This window comes from Vreelandella sp. 162(4c), assembly GCF_058152265.1.
In genome coordinates this window covers 5,397,642-5,416,165 of the sequence record NZ_CM176981.1, presented here as the reverse complement: position 1 = coordinate 5,416,165, position 18,524 = coordinate 5,397,642, and the positions used below count along the sequence as shown (strand labels likewise).

Sequence of the window (18,524 nt, the reverse complement as noted above, 5' to 3'; positions counted from 1 at the left end):
TATATCTTTTATAGGAGCACCGATGAGCAAAGCCTTTCGATTGCAGTCAAAATTTCAGCCCGCTGGCGACCAGCCTGCTGCTATTAAAGGGCTGATTAGTGGCCTGGAATCTGGGCTTGCTCACCAAACGCTGCTTGGCGTGACCGGGTCGGGCAAAACCTTCACCATGGCCAATGTGGTGGAACAACAGCAGCGCCCGACCATCGTGATGGCGCCGAACAAGACCCTGGCTGCCCAGTTGTATGGCGAATTCAAGACGTTTTTCCCGGATAACGCCGTAGAGTATTTCGTCTCCTACTACGACTACTACCAGCCGGAAGCCTATGTGCCTTCCTCGGATACCTTTATCGAGAAAGATGCCTCGATAAACGACCATATCGAGCAGATGCGGCTTTCGGCCACCAAGGCACTGCTAGAAAGGCGCGATGCGCTGATTGTGGTATCAGTGTCAGCGATTTACGGCTTGGGTGACCCCGACCAATACTTAAAAATGCGTCTGCACTTCACTCGCGGCGAGTTGATTGACCAGCGCGCTTTCCTGCGGCGCTTGGCCGAGCTTCAGTACACTCGTAATGATATGGATTTCCGCCGCGGTACTTACCGGGTGCGCGGCGATGTGATCGATATCTTTCCTGCCGACTCTGACGAGGAGGCGGTGCGGGTAGAGCTGTTTGACAGCGAAATCGACACTATCCGACTGTTTGATCCGCTCACTGGCGCTGTCCGCGGGGAGGTGCCAAGGATGACTATCTATCCAAAATCGCACTACGTCACCCCCCGGGAAACGATTCTGGGCGCCATTGATGCCATTAAAGAGGAGCTCAAAGAGCGACTGGAGTGGATGCGTAAGCATGAACGGCTGGTAGAAGCACAGCGTCTTGAACAGCGCACACTTTACGATATTGAGATGATGCTGGAGCTGGGTTACTGCAACGGTATCGAAAACTACTCCCGCTACCTCTCTGGGCGTGCCCCCGGCGAGCCACCGCCTACTTTCTTTGATTACCTGCCCGATGACGCACTGCTATTTATCGACGAGTCCCACGTCAGCGTGCCCCAGGTAGGTGGTATGTACAAAGGCGACCGTTCGCGTAAAGAGACCCTAGTCGAGTATGGTTTCCGGTTGCCTTCGGCGTTGGATAACCGGCCCATGAAGTTTGAAGAGTGGGAGGCCATTTCACCACAAACCATCTTTGTTTCCGCCACTCCAGGCCGCTATGAGGGCGAGCACGCCAGCCAAACGGTAGAGCAGGTGGTGCGTCCCACCGGGCTGCTGGACCCTGAAATTGAGGTGCGCCCGGCCAGCACTCAGGTAGACGATCTGCTCTCGGAGATTGGCCTGCGCACTGCGGTAGGCGAACGAGTGCTGGTAACCACGCTAACCAAACGCATGGCGGAAGACCTGACCGAGTATTTTGACGAGCACGGCATTCGGGTGCGCTACTTGCATTCGGATATCGACACCGTCGAGCGGGTTGAAATTATTCGCGATCTGCGCCTCGGCAAGTTTGATGTATTGGTAGGCATCAACCTGCTGCGCGAAGGCCTGGATATTCCTGAAGTATCGCTGGTGGCGATTCTGGATGCGGATAAAGAGGGCTTTCTGCGCGCCGAGCGCTCGCTGATACAGACCATTGGCCGAGCGGCCCGTAACGCCCACGGCAAGGCGATTCTCTATGGTGACCGGATTACTGACTCGATGCGCAAAGCGATCGATGAGACCGAGCGGCGGCGGGCGAAGCAAACCGAACACAACCTTGAGCATGGCATTACACCGACCACCGTGACGCGGTCGGTGGCCGATATACTTGAAGCCGCCCAGGCGCCAGGCAGCAAGAAGAGCAGCCGTCGCCGTGGCAATGAGCGCAAGGTGGCGGAAAGCGCCGCCGAGTATGATGTCACCACGATGAGCAAGCAAGATCTGCTGGGCGCTATCAGTAAGCTCGAAGACGCCATGTTTGAGGCAGCACAAAATCTGGAGTTCGAAGAGGCGGCTCGGCTTCGCGACCAGCTCCATCAAATGAAAGACAAACAGCTGGCGCTGGGCTAACGGTATGCCGGAAGGCCCGGAAATTCGCCGCGCGGCGGATCGTATTGAGCAGCAGATAGGCGGACGGGTGATCGACGATGCCTGGTTCGCCTTTCCAGAACTTGCCGAGCAGGCAGCATCATTTATGGGTGTTCGGGTTGCCCGAGTAGATACCTGGGGTAAAGCAATGCTGATCCGGTTTGCCGATCAGCGCGTGCTTTATTCCCACAACCAACTTTATGGTGTTTGGAAGCTGCATGGCGATGATAAGCCGCCTAATACCAAGCGCGCGCTGCGGGTTCGATTGAGCGCAGAAGGGCGCTGCGCCAGTCTCTATAGCGCCTCCGATATTTCCCTCTGGCACGCAGAAAATCTCACCGAGCATCCTTTCTTAGCCCGCCTGGGCCCTGATTTGTTGAGTCAAGACGTGGCTCCCTCCGATGTGCAGCAGCGGCTGAATTTAAAGCAGTTTCATAAACGCAGCCTGGGGGCACTGCTGCTCGATCAGGGGTTGGTCGCCGGGCTGGGCAACTATTTGCGCTCTGAAATCCTTTTTTTCTCCCAGCTTCCGCCAAGCGCTCGACCGGTGGATTTAACCCCAGAACAGCAGCAAACTCTGGCTGACTGCATCATTGATGTTACCCGGCAAGCATACCAAGCCGCAGGCGTTACTAATCGTGAGGCCTGGATTGTTCAGGCCAAAGCAGCGGGTGAGCCGCGCAGGCAGTGGCGTTTTGCGGTTTTCGAGCGGGCAGGGCTTGAATGCCACCGCTGTGGAACGGTGATTGAGCGTACAATGGTTGGGTCGCGAAGGCTCTATTTATGCCCATATTGTCAGTCGGCGTGAGTAGGGTTATACCGTTATCTTGCTTAAGAGATACCATCGACTAAAGCCCTAACCATAGTAGTCAGATAGGTGCCAGGGATTGCTGCTGCGTAAGTGCCAATACGGTATACTGGTAGCACGCTAAGACGGCACCTCCGCGGGCGCGGAGGGGAAGCCGCTGACTAGACGATAACCTAGGAGCTATTAGTCCATGACCGTGATTCGCCAGGACGACGTTATTCAAAGCGTTGCCGATGCTCTGCAGTACATCTCTTACTACCATCCTAAAGATTTCATCGACGCCATGGCCGCCGCCTATGAGCGCGAAGAGAACCCTGCCGCCAAAGACGCCATCGCACAGATTTTGATTAACTCACGCATGTGCGCCACCGGGCACCGTCCAATCTGTCAGGACACTGGCATCGTCACCGTATTCGTTCACGTGGGCATGAACGTTACCTGGGAAGCGGACATGAGCCTGGACGACATGATTAACGAAGGTGTTCGTCGCGCTTATTTGCTCCCCGATAATATCCTGCGCGCCTCGGTGTTGGCGGATCCCGACGGCAAGCGTGCCAATACCAAAGACAACACCCCGGCGATTATTCACCACTCGATTGTGCCCGGCGATACGGTCGATATTCACGTAGCGGCGAAGGGCGGTGGTAGCGAAGCAAAATCCAAGTTCGCCATGCTGAATCCCTCCGACAGTGTGGTTGATTGGGTGATGGAGCAGCTTCCGAAGATGGGCGCTGGCTGGTGTCCACCCGGGATGCTGGGGATTGGCATCGGCGGCACCGCCGAAAAGGCCATGCTGATTGCCAAAGAAGCGCTACTCGATCCTATCAATATTCAGGATCTACAGGCCCGTGGCCCCAGCAACCGTGCCGAAGAGCTGCGTTTAGAACTGTTTGACAAGGTCAACAAGAGCGGTATCGGTGCCCAGGGGTTAGGCGGCTTAACCACTGTGCTGGATATTAAAGTCAAAGACTATCCAACCCATGCAGCCAACAAGCCCGTCGCGATTATTCCCAACTGTGCGGCGACCCGTCATGCCCATTTCACGCTTGACGGCTCTGGCCCCGCGGTACTTGAGCCGCCGAAGCTTGAGGATTGGCCGGAAATCACTCGCGAGGCGGGTGAAAACGTCAAACGTGTCAATCTTGATACGGTGACGCCTGAGGAGGTTAAAACCTGGCAGCCTGGTGATACGCTGCTGTTGAACGGTAAGCTGCTCACGGGGCGCGATGCTGCTCATAAGCGCATGGTCGATATGCTGGCCAAAGGCGAGCCGCTGCCCGTGGATATGAAAGGTCGCTTTATCTACTACGTGGGCCCGGTTGATCCCATTGGTGACGAAGTCGTTGGCCCCGCTGGCCCAACTACCGCCACGCGGATGGATAAATTTACCCGCACTATGCTGGAAGAGACTGGCCTGTTAGGCATGGTCGGCAAAGCAGAGCGTGGCCAAGCCGCTATTGATGCTATCCGTGACAATGAAGCGGTGTACTTAATGGCGGTCGGTGGGTCGGCTTATCTGGTCGCTCAAGCGATTAAAAAATCGCGGGTAGTGGGCTTCGAAGACTTAGGTATGGAAGCAATCTATGAGTTTGAGGTTGAAGATATGCCGGTGACCGTCGCCGTTGATAGCCTGGGCACATCGGTACATCAAACCGGGCCTGCGAAGTGGAAAGAGATTATTGCCCAATCGGCGTAATGGAGTGGTAAGGTTGATTAGGCTTTAGACGCATAAGGGCCTCGCTGACGGCGAGGCCTTGTTCTATGTGAGGGCTTTATAAGGACGTGACTATGACCTCCTGGTTGCTAGGGACCAGCATCTTACTGATACACCTGCTTGGCATCGTTTCAGCCATTATGGCGCTGATGTCTAGTCGCACCTCTCAGGGGGCCGTGGCATGGATCATCTCGCTGCTGACGTTCCCTTATGTCGCGCTTCCAGCGTACTGGTTTTTCGGGCGTCCAAGGTTTTATGGCTATGTGTCTGCCCGCGGCCAGCGGGACACCGTGCTACGCCGGGTTCTAGTGCACTACCGGGCTAACGTTCAACCCTACGTTGCGCCCTCTACCAACGCCGATATTCAGGCGGTCGAGCAGCTTGCCATGATGCCGTTAACCCATGGCAATCAAGCGACACTGCTCATTGACGGGCCAGCAACGTTTGAAAGCCTGTTCGATGGTATTGACCGGGCGGAAAAATATGTTTTGGTGCAGTTCTTCATTGTTCGCGACGACGCTCTCGGGCAACGTTTGAAGCACCATTTACAGTGTGCTGCCCGGCGCGGCGTGCGGGTCTATTTTCTTTATGATGAAGTGGGTAGCCGCAAGTTAGCCGATAGCTACCTCAATGATTTAATCAGCGATGGGGTGGCCGTGAGTGCCTTTCGCTCATCGCGAGGCTTTAAGCACCGTTTTCAGCTTAACTTTCGCAACCATCGCAAAATAACGGTAATAGACGGCAAGGAGGGCTGGATAGGGGGCTTTAATATTGGGGTCGAATATCTCGGCGAGAACCCACGGCACGGGCCTTGGCGTGATACCCATCTCAAGCTTGCAGGACCCAGCGTACTGGGCTTGCAGGAGGCATTTTGGGAGGATTGGCACTGGGCGACGGATGAAGTGATTAGCCTGAACTGGATGGCCGATACGTGTTCCTCAGTGACCGACCACCATGTGGTGATCGTGCCTTCTGGGCCCGCTGACCGTCAGGACACCGCCAGCCTTCTCGTCCAGCAGGTCATTCATAGCGCCAAGCAGCGGCTGTGGGTGACTAGCCCCTATTTCGTCCCTGACCAGGGAGTTCAGGATGCGCTGCGGCTGGCAGCGATGCGCGGCGTCGACGTTCGGGTGATGATTCCAGAGCGCCCCGACCACTTGTTGGTTTTCCTCTCTGCGTTCTCATTTCTACCCGATATGTTAAGGGCGGGTGTTAAAATATACCGTTATCTTCCTGGTTTTTTACATCAAAAAGTCATGCTGGTAGACGACGAAGCAGCCACGGTAGGGACAGTCAATTTGGATAATCGCTCGTTTCGGTTAAATTTTGAGATTACCGCGTTTATTCCTAGCCGCGATTTTGCTACCAGCGTCGAGGCGATGCTGGAAAAAGACTTTGCTCACTGTCGGCGTGTCACCATCGATGAAATTAACCAGCGCCCGGTATGGATGAAAGTCGTTTCGCGGGCGGCCTATTTAATGGCCCCGGTTCAATAGATACGTCAGCCTAAAAGGAAAATCGAGATGCTCAAACGCAGGGTGAGACAAGGAGTCATGGGGTGAATCTTGAAACAAAATGGCTGGAAGATTTTGTAGCGCTAGCCAATACGCGCAGCTTCTCTGCGTCAGCACGCCAGCGACACGTGACCCAGCCGGCCTTTAGTCGCCGTATTCGCGCGTTGGAGCAGGCCGTTGATGTCACCTTGGTAGATCGTTCAACTACCCCCGTCGGGTTAACGCCCGAAGGGCAGCTGTTTTTGGTTACTGCGCGCAATCTGGTCGAACAGTTAAACGAATCGCTTAGCCATTTGCGCGGTCTCTCTATCGCCAATGAGGCGCTGGATATTGTCGCGGCGCACTCCCTGGCGTTGAGTTTTTATCCGCCTTGGATCTCCCGCCTGCAGCAGGGTTTGGGCGAGTTGCCGACCCGCTTGGTGGCCATGAATGTGGGCGAGGCAATACATGTGCTGCGAGAGGGCAACTGCGATCTGATGCTCGCCTACTACGACCCTTTTGCGACGATGCAACTGGACGCTGAAGTATTCCCCTCTTTCTCAATTGGTAAGGTCAATATGCTGCCCGTTTCGTTACCCGACGAGCATGGGAAAGCAAAATTTTCACTCCAGCACGACACCTCCATTCCCTATCTTTCGTACACCCAGGGGGCCTTTTTAGGGCGTAGTGTACGCATGCTGCTGAAAAATGACCCGCTGCGTATGAAGCTGCGTACGGTATATGAAACGGCCATGGCTGAAGGCCTGAAGGGAATGGTATTACAAGGCGTTGGCGTCGCATGGATCCCCGACTTTTGTATTCGTGAAGAGCTGAAAAGTGGCCGTTTGGTGAGGGCAGGTGACCCTAGCTGGGATATCCCCCTGGAAATCCGCTTATATCGCTGCTCGATGGTGCATAAGCCCGGCGTAGAGCGTTTATGGCGGCAGATGATGAAGCTGCCGCGGGATTTCCTACAAGCCTAGGGCCTGTTGACGTTTAGCTACTGCCAAAATCTGCGGGTAGCCCTAAAAAGTTCTGAATGATGAAGAAGTGATCTTCAAACAGGCTGTCGGGCTCGAGATCTGCAAGTGCTACCCAGCGCGCATGATCACCGCCTTTAACGGGCTTTAGGCGTGGCAGCTGCTGATCGGGGCGTAGCGCAAAATAGAAAGCTTCCGCCAAGGTGCGCCCGCGCCAGCTGCGGTGGGGTTCATCAAACAGGCGTTGCCCACGCAGCGAGCCTTTGAGTACAGGCTCAGGAACCTTTAAGCGAATGCGTTCGCGAAGTTCACGCAAGCAAGCATCCAGCAGCCGTTCATGGGGGTTAATAAACCCTCCCGGCAGGGCATAAAGGCCTTTGCCCGGTGCCGCCGTGCGTCGTACCAGCAGCACATGGCCTGACTGCACGACCACTGCGTTGACCGTGACAAAAATAGGCGGGTAGGGCGCGTGAGCCCAGGCCTGACGGTACTGATCCAACAACTGCTGCTCTTCGATCAGGCGCTGATAGGCGCCCTCATTGCAAAAGTGTTTGACGCTCTCCACCACCCCTGGCGGTAAATCGTGGTAAGCGCCGGTACTCAGGTAGTCATTCGTTGAGCTCGGCGAGCGAAACAGTCGCTCACGTATTTGGCTGGCTGAAATCCCCTCCACCGACGGCACGCTGACAGACTCCCACTGAGGAAACAGTGAAAGGTAGTAGCTTGACTGGCCGCGGCTGGCTCCGATCAAGCCAATACGTGGTAGGCGAGCATTGGCAGGTGCAGCTAAATCGCGCACTTTGCGCTGCACATCGCGCACCCAAACATCGTCGTTATAGAGGGCGTCGAGTAGCGGGGTGATCTCCAAGCGTTGATTATCGGCGTCGTCAAATCCCGCGCGAAGCATGGCTTGTCGTTCGTCGAATCGCCAGGGGTTACGCAGTGAGCGAGCCTGCCAAGAAGAGCCTACCAACACAATGACCTGCCGTGCGCGTTTGAGCGCTTCACGAATGACCGCGAGATGCCCCAGATGTGGCGGCTGAAAACGGCCAATAAACACCAAACAGTCGAAATCGCAGGCAGTCGCAGAGCGCGAAGTATCAGTGGCCATCCAAGCTTCCTTTTTCGTTTGGTGAACTCAGAGATGCAACCTACCAGAAAACTGCGCTAAACGCTGTGGTTAGGTATGCTAGAAAAATAGGATGTTGATAACGCTTATAAAAAGCCCCGTTACCCAGAGCACAGGGAGTGAATATGATTAAACGCGCCGCTATCTTTTGGTGGAAAGTAGTCCAAGACGCCACGTCACTATGGTTGGAGCGTAATGCCTTTAGCTACGCAGGTTCGCTAGCGTTCTATACACTTTTCTCATTGGCGCCTACCATTATTATCGCTGTCACAGTTATCGGTGTCGTGATGGGAGAAGAGGCGGCTCAGGGACAAATTGTAGCGCAACTGCAAGGTACCTTAGGGGTTGACGCAGCTGTCGCTATTCAAGACGCCGTCGCTCAATCCAGGATTGAGGAGTCGGGTATCCTGCCAACGCTATTGGGCGTAGGAGCCCTGGTGATTGGTGCAACAACCGTTTTCGCCCAGATGCAATTTTCGCTCAATACCATTTGGGGCGTAACGGCAAAGCCCACTTCTAATAGCGCTTTACGCTTTCTTAAAAGTCGATTGCTATCGTTAACAGTGGTGCTCTCCATCGGATTCATACTGATGGTATCGCTGGTATTAGGTGTCGTTTTGCGCGGTATGCTCCAGGCCGCCGATAATTTGGTGCCTTATGCCAGCTTGCTGACAACGTCAGTTGAGTCGCTGGTCTCGCTGGCTGTTGTTACCTTACTATTTGCCACCATTTTTAAAGTACTTCCCGACGTTGTGTTGCGCTGGCAAGATGTGTTGATTGGTGCTGTCGTCACTGCCGTGCTGTTTACTATTGGGCGCAGTGTAATCGCGATTTACCTGGCGTATACGGCTACAGCATCTACCTATGGTGCCGCCGGGTCGGTGGTCATGATTTTGCTCTGGGTCTACTACAGTTCACTAATATTGCTGTTTGGGGCGGCGTTCACCCGCTCACTGCTGTTACGCCGTGGCCGCCCGCTGATTCCGCGCAACAGCGCAGTGATTGTCAAACGCGAGTTTGTTTAACACTCCGTTAAGAAGCGCCAAGGTAAGGAGATAAGTATGAGTGATTGCTGTGTACGTGCCCTTGTGACCGGTAAGGTGCAGGGTGTCTGGTATCGCCGTGCCACCCAAGAGAAAGCTCTTCAGCACAGTATCACCGGCTATGCCAAAAACTTGCCCGATGGCCGGGTTGAAGTGTTGATGTGTGGTCACTCCGACGCAGTCAAGCTGCTAAGCGAATGGCTATGGCAGGGCTCAGAAGGTGCACAAGTTACCCATGTAGAGCTCGAGGTGCTGGATAACTGCCGCGCCCCGAGCCACTTTGCCACCCAGTAAAGCCTATTGGGAGCCTCTAATGAGACGGCAGGTCTCTATTGGGCACCTTTCCATTCAAGGATATTGTTAGCTGTCAGGCTAACAATATTCTGGCGCGCTTCTGGTGTAATCCAGGCGTTGTGAGGCGTGACAATTAAGTTTAGCGGCTCGCTGAGTGCATCCAGCAGTGGGTGCCCATCTCTGGGTGGTTCAGCGGGCAGTACATCAACGCCTAATCCACCCAGTTTGCCGCTACGCAGCGCCTCTAACGCTGCCACTTCATCGATAACCCCGCCGCGGGCGCAGTTGACCAGTAGCAGTGAGTTCTTGGCGCGCGTTAAGCGCTCCCGATTGATCAAGTGCTTGGTGGCCTCGCTCAACGGGCAGTGCAGGCTGATAACATCGGCATCGGGAAGCAGGTCGTCCAGGGCAGGGCGCTTATCATTAGCTTCGTTGCCGGGGCGGGCGGCGAAGGTGACTTGCATGCCAAAGGCTTCCGCCAAGCGTGCTACTTCGGTACCTAACTCGCCTTGCCCGACCATGACGAGCTGTTTACCTGCCAGTTGGAGCGTTGGGTAATCCTGCAAGCAGAAGAAAGCGCTACGCTGCCACTCGCCTGCGGCGACATCGCGCTGATATTGGGGAAGACGATTGGCTAACGCGAGCATGAGCATCAAAGTGTGTTGGGAAACGCTAGCGGTGCCGTAAGCCGCCACGTTTTTAACGTCAATGTCGTGTTCTTTTGCACTTTCAAGATCGATATTATTGAGGCCTGTCGCCAATACGCATATCAGCCGCAGTTTTGGCAGTTGCTGCAGCGTTTCGGCGTCCAGCACAACCTTGTTCACGATCGCTATATCGGCGTTAGCAAGGCGTTCCCGCGCTTGTTGCGTGGTACTCTGCTCAAACACCTCAAGGTTTGAAACCGCCTCCTTAATGGCGGCCAAATTGATCTCGGGGCCGAGACTTTGCGCATCCAATATCACCGCATGGGGCATTTTCTTCTCTCCATTAACCGCAGGGGGCTGTATAACCTTGCTCGTCAGGGGGCACAAAAGGGTATAATGGCGGCGCTTTATCAACCGCAGCCTTGGAATTTACCCCGACTGGCCACATATTGCAGCCTGGCAGCGTTTGTGTTCGCCATTGTTCTTTCTTTTCAGAACGAGTCTTTTAGATAGAACTGGATTTGTCAGAGCTGGGTCTTTAGAACTGAGCCTTTAGAGCTGGGTCTTTAGAATCAGTTCTGTCAGAACTAAGCTTGTCAGGGTTGAGCTTATTAGGAGTCATTAAGATGCCCATCTATGAATATGAGTGCAAGGCCTGCGGCCATCGCATGGAAAAATTGCAGAAGATTAGCGCCGATCCTCTCAAGGATTGCCCTGCATGCCAAAGTGATGGCTTGGAACGGCTTGTCTCGGCAGCGGGATTCCGTTTGGCCGGCGGCGGTTGGTACGAAACTGATTTCAAAACGGGTAGCAAAAAGAACCTGGCCGCTGATGGCAAAACTGCCTCTGCAGATGCCGGTAAATCAAGCGATTCCAGCGCTACCGCTAAGAGCGACACTCCCAAAGACAAGGGCGCCGCGGCATAGCCGCGGCAGTCAGGGTCGGGACGCCCGCGACACACTCATTGCCACGTAACAGAACAGGATTTGACATGCGCAGCCATTATTGCGGCCAGCTAAACGAAACTTTGGTGGATCAAACGGTTACGGTATGCGGATGGGTTCATCGCCGCCGTGACCACGGTGGGGTAATTTTCCTCGATATGCGCGATCGCGACGGCATCGCACAGTTCGTGGTCGACCCTGATACCGCCGAGGCATTCGCTAATGCCGACCGTGCCCGCAGTGAATTTGTCCTGCGTATCACTGGTCGCGTTCGGCTGCGCCCAGAAGGCACCCAAAACGCCAACATGCCGACGGGTATGATTGAAGTGTTGGCAAAAGACGTTGAAGTGCTCAATACCGCCGTTACCCCGCCATTCCAGCTGGATGAGCATGGCAAGGTCGGCGAAGAAGTGCGCTTAAAGCATCGCTATATCGATCTGCGTCGCCCGGATATGATCGAGAAGCTGCGTCTGCGCTCGCGTATTTCTCATAACGTGCGCGCGTACCTCGAAAACCAAGGCTTCCTGGATATCGAAACGCCGGTACTCACCCGCGCTACGCCAGAGGGTGCTCGTGATTACCTGGTGCCTAGCCGTACCCACGCGGGTAGTTTCTTTGCACTGCCTCAGTCGCCGCAACTGTTTAAGCAGCTGTTGATGGTGGCGGGCTTTGACCGCTACTACCAAATTGCCAAGTGCTTCCGCGATGAAGATTTGCGCGCCGACCGTCAGCCTGAGTTCACTCAGATTGATATCGAGGCGTCGTTTGTGGAAGAGAACGACATCATGGGCATTACCGAAGCCATGATTCGTCAGCTTTTCCAGGACGTGCTAAAAGCCGAACTCCCTGAGTTCCCGCGCATGACCTGGCAGGAAGCGATGGACCGCTTCGGTTCCGATAAGCCGGATCTGCGTATCCCGCTGGAACTGACCGATGTCGACGACCTGATGCAGCAAGTCGATTTCAAAGTCTTCTCTGGCCCCGCCAGCGCGGATGATGGTCGCGTAGCGGCGCTGAAAGTACCCGGCGGCGCCAAGCTATCGCGCAAAGAGATCGACGAATATACCAAGTTTGTCGGCATCTACGGCGCCAAAGGCTTGGCGTGGATCAAGGTCAACGAGCGCGCCAAAGGGCTTGAAGGTCTGCAGTCTCCGATCGTCAAGTTTATGGAAAACATCGTTGAAGAGCTGCTCGACCGCGTGGGCGCAGAAGATGGTGACATCATCTTCTTCGGTGCCGATAAAGCCCGTATCGTTAACGAAGCCATTGGCGCGCTGCGCGTCAAGCTCGGTGCTGATCTGGAACTCTATACTCAAGAGTGGGCGCCACTGTGGGTAGTCGACTTCCCAATGTTTGAAGCCGACGACAGTGGTCGCCTGAGCCCGCTGCACCACCCCTTTACCGCGCCTTCCTGCACACCGGAAGAGCTCAAGGCAGACCCCGCCAATGCGCTTTCACGCGCTTACGATATGGTGCTCAACGGTACCGAATTGGGCGGCGGCTCTATTCGTATCCACGATCAGACCATGCAGAGCACGGTGTTTGAGATTCTAGGCATCGGTGAAGAAGAAGCCCAAGAGAAATTTGGCTTCCTGCTGGATGCACTTCAGTATGGTGCACCACCTCATGGTGGCTTAGCCTTTGGCTTGGATCGCTTGGTCATGCTGATGGTCGGTGCCAAAACTATTCGTGAAGTCATCGCCTTCCCGAAAACCCAAAGCGCTGCCTGTTTGATGACCAATGCACCGGGCGAAGTCAGCCCCGAGCAGTTGAAAGATTTGAACATCCGCCTACGTCAGAAAGTCAAAGCGGAACCCGCCGCCGAATAAATCGGTTTGGATGGCTGCTCAACACCGACGCCACGGCGTCGGTGTTTTTGTAGTGCGCCAGGCATGGCGCGCAGCGCCTTGACCGGCGCTGTTCCTGGGGGTGGTGCTTCAGGATGACTTGGGGGTGAAAGTCCCCTGCACGCCCTGCAAGGGGAAGTGCTAGCCGACGGCAAGGGTGTCCCTCGCGAGGGGGAATCTGAAGGCAGCCCGAGGCAAAACGCTGGCCTGACGAACAGGAAGCGGATACGAGGCGTCATGGCGGGGTAAGGTGGCTACACTCACCAAAGCCCGATACTTGCACGGAACGCCATGATGTAAATCCGACAGGCATAAGCGGGAAGGTCGCGCGTCTTACCCTGGGAGGTCTGGTGGTCTGCCACGGTGCTACCGTCGTCGAGAGGCGACGGGAGGGATCACCAGACGTCAGCCGAGGCCATAGTAAGTGCCGGTTCACCACGGCACCAAGGGCCGAACATGAAGAACCGCGAGTAGGCGATAACGTCTCGAGGATCGATCATGAAGACAGACCATGACGCTAATACCGTCACTCACCCAGAGGGGCAGGGGCAGTACCCCGAGTCCCAGCCGGTGAGCGTCGAGACCAGCCCGGCGTCGTTATCGTGGACGAAAGCGGAGCCAACCTCGCTCATGGAACGGGTCGTTGACCCGGAAAACATGGAGCGAGCTTACCGTCGGGTGGTGGCCAACAAAGGCGCACCGGGTGTCGATGGCATGACGGTGCATCAACTGGCTGACCACCTGAAGCAGTACTGGCCAACGCTGCGCGAGCGGCTGTTGGCCGATCAGTACCACCCCAGCCCGATCCGAGCAACCACGATCCCTAAGCCCAAGGGTGGGACGCGGCAGCTCGGTATTCCCACGGTTACCGACCGCCTAATCCAGCAAGCGCTGTCCCAGGTACTGATGCCGATCTTCGACCCGGGCTTCTCCGAGTCGAGTTACGGCTACCGCCCCAAGCGGAGCGCCAAGCAGGCCGTCTCGGCCATGAAGGCCCACGTCACCGCCGGTCACCGCTGGGTGGTCGATCTTGACCTGGAAGCCTTCTTCGACCGAGTGAATCACGACCTGCTGATGGCACGGGTCGCGCGGCGCGTTGACGACAAGCGTGTACTGCGTCTGATCCGTCGCTATCTGGAGGCGGGTATGTTCCAGCATGGCTTGCCCACGCCGAGGCGGCGGGGGACACCCCAAGGCGGGCCCCTCAGCCCGCTACTGGCGAACATCCTGCTGGACGACATGGACAAGGCGTTGGAACGCCGAGGCCACCGCTTCTGCCGCTACGCCGACGATGTACAAATCTATGTACGGAGCCGACGAGCAGGCGAGCGGGTCATGGGCAGCTTGAGTGAGTATCTCGAGAGCTCACTTCGGCTGACGGTCAATCGCCGTAAAAGTGCGGTGGATCGGCCATGGCTACGCGGATATCTGGGCTACAGCCTCACTCGGCACAAGCAGTCGAAACTGACGCTCGCCAAGACAAGCCTGACACGCATGATGCAGCGTGTCCGTGAGATCCTGAAACGTGGCAGGGGGCGTAACATCCAACGGGTAATCGAAGGGTTGAGGCCAGTCCTACGAGGATGGGCTAACTACTTCAATCTTGTTGATGTGAAACGCCCCTTGGAAGCACTGGATCAATGGATACGGCGGCGCTTACGCGGCCTGATCTGGCGACAATGGAAACGCCCATCGACTCGGCGTCGGAAGCTGCGAGGGCTAGGCCTAGACGGGCACCGCGCCTGGAAATCGGCGGGGAACGGTCGAGGCCCCTGGTGGAATGCCGGGGCTTCGCACATGAATCAGGCCCTGCCGAGGAAATGGTTTTATGACCAGGGACTGATCTCGGTACTGGATACGGTAAGATGGCTTAAACGTTCTGCATGAACCGCCGTGGTACGGAACCGTATGCCCGGTGGTGTGAGAGGACAGGGGAGGCGACTCCCCTTCCTACTCGATTGTTCTAGTCACACGAGTATCGACGCCATGGAAGAGCAAAAGCCCGTCGTACCCATTCGCATTTTGGGCATAGACCCTGGCTCCCGGATAACCGGTTACGGGGTGATCGACATTATTGGCGTTAAACCCTGCTACGTAGCGAGTGGCTGTATCCGCACGGCAGAAGGGGCCTTGGAGCAGCGCTTGGCGCAAATTTACGCCGGTCTTAGCGAAGTCGTCGGCCTGCATCGACCCTCCCAGGTGGCCATTGAGCGGGTATTTATGGCCAAAAATCCCGATTCAGCGCTGAAGCTTGGCCAGGCTCGGGGGGCGGCAATGGTGTGTATGGCCAATCATGGCTTGAGCCTTGCCGAGTACGCCGCGCGGCAGATCAAGCAGGCGGTGACCGGCCAGGGCGGCGCGGACAAAGAGCAGGTGCAGCATATGGTGACCGCCATTCTGCAGCTCTCCGCTACTCCCCAGGCCGATGCCGCCGACGCGTTAGCCATTGCGTTAACCCATGCTTATAACGGCTCTGTGTTTAGCAGCCATGGCTTGCCCGCTGCGCCATCTCGGGGCCGCCGTCGCTCAACTGGACGCTGGCGGCTTTAATTCCCGCTGTACCGCTGGCTGAACTACTGGTCACCTGTACAGAGTCGCTTTATAGTAATCACCTGTTTTTCACTCTATTTTTTTCATTCCGGTGCGAGCGTATTTATGATTGGACGTCTGAGTGGTCAGCTAGTGGCAAAGCAACCTCCCTGGATTGTGATCGACGTTCATGGCGTAGGTTACGAACTGGAAACCTCAATGAATACGCTGGTCGCACTTCCTGCGATTAACGAGAGCGTCTCATTATTCACCCATTTAACCATTCGTGATGATGCCCACTTACTCTATGGCTTCGGCCGTGAGCATGAACGTGCTCTGTTCCGCGCCTTGATCAAGGTCAATGGCGTAGGGCCCAAGCTTGCACTCGCCATCCTGTCGGGTATGGACGAAGACGCCTTTATGCGCTGCGTCCGTGATGACGACAGCAAAGCGCTGACAACCCTGCCAGGAGTGGGTAAGAAAACCGCAGAGCGGCTGATTATTGAAATGCGCGACCGTTTTCCTGAGTGGGAAGATGGCAGCGACGCGCTACTGCCCCTTGAAGCCACCAATGGCCGTGCTTCTACCCGCGATAGTCTTGCCGATGCGGAAGCCGCGTTAGTTAGCTTGGGGTATAAACTGACTGAGGCGTCGAAAATGCTCGCCGATATCGACCCCAATCAGTCTACCGAAGCGCTGATTAAAGCTGCGCTCACCCAGCGCATGGGTGGCTAAGCAGGCAGCGGTGTGAGTACGAAATTGTGGGTAGTGGATAGACCTTTGTGAATAGACCTTTTGAATCGCCATAAAGAAGAGCGCCTATGTTAGAACACGATCGGCTGATCGCCGCTGAGCCTGAACAGGGGGAGGGGCGCATTGATTACGCGATTCGCCCCAAGCGGCTGGATGACTATATTGGCCAGCCGCGTGTGCGTGAACAACTGGAAATCTTTATCGGCGCCGCGCGGCTGCGTGAAGAGAGCCTGGATCACACTCTGGTATTTGGCCCCCCAGGGTTAGGTAAAACGACCCTTGCGCATATTATTGCCACCGAGATGGGCGTCGGTATGAAGTCGACTTCCGGGCCGGTACTCGAGCGGGCAGGCGATCTAGCCGCCATGCTGACTAATTTAGAGCCTGGCGATGTACTTTTTATCGATGAAATTCATCGCCTGTCACCGGTGGTCGAAGAAGTGCTCTACCCGGCCATGGAAGATTTTCAGCTCGATATTATGATTGGCGAAGGGCCTGCGGCACGTTCGATTAAACTGGATCTTCCCCGCTTCACCCTGGTGGGCGCCACGACCCGGGCAGGATTATTGACCTCCCCGCTGCGTGACCGATTTGGTATCGTGCAGCGGCTTGAGTTTTATAACCTGGAAGAGCTAACAGAAATTGTCTCGCGTTCAGCGCGCTTGTTAGGCGTTGAAACCAGCCATGATGGCGCCATTGAAGTGGCCAGGCGTTCAAGGGGCACGCCGCGAATTGCCAACCGACTGCTACGCCGGGTGCGGGATTACGCCGAAATGAAAGGTAACGGCGTCGTCGATGTCGCCATGGCTGATGCGGCTCTCAATATGCTTAATGTGGATCACCACGGCTTGGATCATATGGATCGGCGGCTACTGCTGGCCATGATCGATAAATTTGACGGTGGGCCGGTGGGTATTGACTCACTCGCCGCGGCGATCAGTGAAGAACGTGACACGATCGAAGACGTTATTGAGCCCTATCTTATTCAGCAGGGCTTGATGATGCGCACTCCCCGCGGCCGGGTGGCCACCCGTCAGGCGTGGCTGCACTTTGAGCGCGTGCCCCACGCACAGGCAACCGATATGGAAGGAGAGCGCCGTCCGTGAGTAGCTGCACAAGAGAAGGTTATCGACTGCCGCTGCGCGTTTATATGGAAGATACTGACGCAGGCGGCATTGTCTACTACGTTAACTACTTGAAGTTTATGGAGCGTGCGCGTAGTGAATGGCTCCGCCAGTTGGGCCTGAATCAGCAAACGCTGCTAGACGAAGGTACACAGCTAGTGGTATACCGCTTGGCCTGTCACTACGCGAAACCGGCTTACTTGGATGACGCGTTGGAAATTAGTGCTCACGTTACCAACGTTGGGCGCTGTCGGATGACATTTGAACAGCAGGTTTGGCGTAATGAGGAACTCCTATGCTCTGCCACAGTCGAGATAGCCTGCTTGAGCACCGAACGTTTACGGCCAAAAGCATGGCCAGCATCGCTTAAAGTTTTGACCCAGGCCTCTTAACCAAGAGGTCACTCACTGCGTCGGCAATCCCGACCCTAATAGATTGATGAGGGCACCTGTGAACGATAACACCATGTCCATTCCCCATTTGATAATGAATGCCAGTACTGTAGTGCAACTGGTAATGCTGCTGCTACTGGTGGGGTCGATCCTCTCTTGGGTAGTGATTTTTCAGCGCAGTATTGCGCTGGGCCGCGCCAAGAAAGAGTACAACCAATTTGAGGAGTCTTTTTGGTCAGGTGTCGACTTAAACGAACTCTATCGTGAGATTCCTGCCGATGACCCGCGCCACGGCGCCGAGCATATTTTTCAAGCTGGTTTTCGTGAATTTAACCGTTTGATGCCTAAAACCCGTGACCCGGATACCGTGCTGGAAGGCGTTCAGCGTAGCATGCGCGTAGCGTGGTCTCGGGAAGAGGATCGCTTAACCCAGCATTTAGTGTTTCTTGCCACGGTAGCCTCAGCTAGCCCCTATATCGGCTTGTTCGGCACTGTATGGGGCATCATGGGGTCGTTTCAGGCACTATCACTGACCCAGCAAGCGACCCTTGCTACGGTGGCTCCCTGGATTGCTGAAGCGCTCATTGCCACAGCCATGGGTCTATTTGCGGCGATTCCAGCGGTGATTTTCTATAACCGCCTATCCAACTCGTCTTCTCGCCTGCTGGGCAAATATGAAGACTTTGCCGAAGAGTTTCACGCTATCCTGCACCGCAATTTGCAAGGTCGTGACGGCAAACCGAGCGCCAGCTAAGGGAG

General features: G+C 55.7%; 17 protein-coding genes. 15 read left to right on the top strand and 2 right to left on the bottom strand.

Annotated features, from left to right (window positions below; all coding sequences use genetic code 11):
• The first annotated feature begins 22 nt into the window (after positions 1 to 22).
• From uvrB to AC4EYZ_RS25005, 5 genes are all read left to right on the top strand, one after another.
• A complete protein-coding gene (gene uvrB / locus AC4EYZ_RS25025) occupies positions 23 to 2,050 on the top strand; it encodes an excinuclease ABC subunit UvrB (protein ID WP_474192434.1) in 2,028 nt (675 codons plus the stop codon).
• 4 nt (positions 2,051 to 2,054) lie between these two features.
• Complete coding sequence (nei, locus tag AC4EYZ_RS25020) at positions 2,055 to 2,876, top strand: endonuclease VIII (protein ID WP_490204065.1); 822 nt, start codon at positions 2,055 to 2,057, stop codon at positions 2,874 to 2,876.
• Positions 2,877 to 3,066: 190 nt separating this feature from the next.
• Complete coding sequence (locus AC4EYZ_RS25015; RefSeq protein WP_022523498.1) at positions 3,067 to 4,572, top strand: fumarate hydratase; 1,506 nt, start codon at positions 3,067 to 3,069, stop codon at positions 4,570 to 4,572.
• Between the two features lie 92 nt (positions 4,573 to 4,664).
• Positions 4,665 to 6,086 carry a cardiolipin synthase gene (gene cls, locus AC4EYZ_RS25010; RefSeq protein ID WP_022523497.1) on the top strand — a complete coding sequence of 474 codons (1,422 nt, stop codon included), beginning with the start codon at positions 4,665 to 4,667 and terminating at the stop codon, positions 6,084 to 6,086.
• A gap of 62 nt (positions 6,087 to 6,148) precedes the next feature.
• On the top strand, positions 6,149 to 7,066 hold the full coding sequence (locus AC4EYZ_RS25005; RefSeq protein ID WP_009286686.1) for a LysR substrate-binding domain-containing protein: 918 nt from the start codon (positions 6,149 to 6,151) through the stop codon (positions 7,064 to 7,066).
• Between the two features lie 13 nt (positions 7,067 to 7,079).
• Here the strand turns inward: AC4EYZ_RS25005 and AC4EYZ_RS25000 are convergent, their stop codons facing one another.
• Positions 7,080 to 8,174 (bottom strand): bifunctional nicotinamide-nucleotide adenylyltransferase/Nudix hydroxylase, encoded by a 1,095-nt coding sequence (locus AC4EYZ_RS25000; RefSeq protein ID WP_022523496.1) that lies wholly within the window; start codon positions 8,172 to 8,174, stop codon positions 7,080 to 7,082.
• A gap of 143 nt (positions 8,175 to 8,317) precedes the next feature.
• Here AC4EYZ_RS25000 and AC4EYZ_RS24995 point away from each other — a divergent pair, with 143 nt between their 5' ends.
• Positions 8,318 to 9,217 (top strand): YihY/virulence factor BrkB family protein, encoded by a 900-nt coding sequence (locus tag AC4EYZ_RS24995; RefSeq protein ID WP_027959413.1) that lies wholly within the window; start codon positions 8,318 to 8,320, stop codon positions 9,215 to 9,217.
• Between the two features lie 36 nt (positions 9,218 to 9,253).
• On the top strand, positions 9,254 to 9,529 hold the full coding sequence (locus AC4EYZ_RS24990) for an acylphosphatase (RefSeq protein ID WP_027959414.1): 276 nt from the start codon (positions 9,254 to 9,256) through the stop codon (positions 9,527 to 9,529).
• 35 nt (positions 9,530 to 9,564) lie between these two features.
• On the opposite strand, the gene AC4EYZ_RS24985 is transcribed toward AC4EYZ_RS24990, so the two are convergent.
• A complete protein-coding gene (locus AC4EYZ_RS24985) occupies positions 9,565 to 10,506 on the bottom strand; it encodes a D-2-hydroxyacid dehydrogenase (protein WP_474192799.1) in 942 nt (313 codons plus the stop codon).
• 296 nt (positions 10,507 to 10,802) lie between these two features.
• Here AC4EYZ_RS24985 and AC4EYZ_RS24980 point away from each other — a divergent pair, with 296 nt between their 5' ends.
• The 8 genes from AC4EYZ_RS24980 (at position 10,803) to tolQ (ending at position 18,519) form a co-directional block, all read left to right on the top strand.
• Positions 10,803 to 11,102 carry an FmdB family zinc ribbon protein gene (locus AC4EYZ_RS24980; RefSeq protein ID WP_133732523.1) on the top strand — a complete coding sequence of 100 codons (300 nt, stop codon included), beginning with the start codon at positions 10,803 to 10,805 and terminating at the stop codon, positions 11,100 to 11,102.
• A gap of 65 nt (positions 11,103 to 11,167) precedes the next feature.
• Positions 11,168 to 12,949 (top strand): aspartate--tRNA ligase, encoded by a 1,782-nt coding sequence (gene aspS, locus AC4EYZ_RS24975; RefSeq protein ID WP_022523491.1) that lies wholly within the window; start codon positions 11,168 to 11,170, stop codon positions 12,947 to 12,949.
• Positions 12,950 to 13,465: 516 nt separating this feature from the next.
• Positions 13,466 to 14,854, top strand: a complete 1,389-nt coding sequence (ltrA, locus tag AC4EYZ_RS24970; RefSeq protein WP_022521957.1) for a group II intron reverse transcriptase/maturase — start codon at positions 13,466 to 13,468, stop codon at positions 14,852 to 14,854.
• A gap of 99 nt (positions 14,855 to 14,953) precedes the next feature.
• Positions 14,954 to 15,517, top strand: a complete 564-nt coding sequence (ruvC, locus tag AC4EYZ_RS24965; protein ID WP_474192960.1) for a crossover junction endodeoxyribonuclease RuvC — start codon at positions 14,954 to 14,956, stop codon at positions 15,515 to 15,517.
• A gap of 105 nt (positions 15,518 to 15,622) precedes the next feature.
• A complete protein-coding gene (ruvA, locus tag AC4EYZ_RS24960) occupies positions 15,623 to 16,231 on the top strand; it encodes a Holliday junction branch migration protein RuvA (RefSeq protein WP_009286690.1) in 609 nt (202 codons plus the stop codon).
• Between the two features lie 86 nt (positions 16,232 to 16,317).
• Complete coding sequence (gene ruvB / locus AC4EYZ_RS24955) at positions 16,318 to 17,355, top strand: Holliday junction branch migration DNA helicase RuvB (RefSeq protein ID WP_009286691.1); 1,038 nt, start codon at positions 16,318 to 16,320, stop codon at positions 17,353 to 17,355.
• Positions 17,352 to 17,765, top strand: a complete 414-nt coding sequence (ybgC, locus tag AC4EYZ_RS24950; protein ID WP_009286692.1) for a tol-pal system-associated acyl-CoA thioesterase — start codon at positions 17,352 to 17,354, stop codon at positions 17,763 to 17,765. Before ruvB ends, ybgC begins: the two co-directional genes overlap by 4 nt.
• A 58-nt stretch (positions 17,766 to 17,823) precedes the next feature.
• A complete protein-coding gene (gene tolQ / locus AC4EYZ_RS24945; protein ID WP_007114222.1) occupies positions 17,824 to 18,519 on the top strand; it encodes a protein TolQ in 696 nt (231 codons plus the stop codon).
• Positions 18,520 to 18,524: the final 5 nt, after the last annotated feature.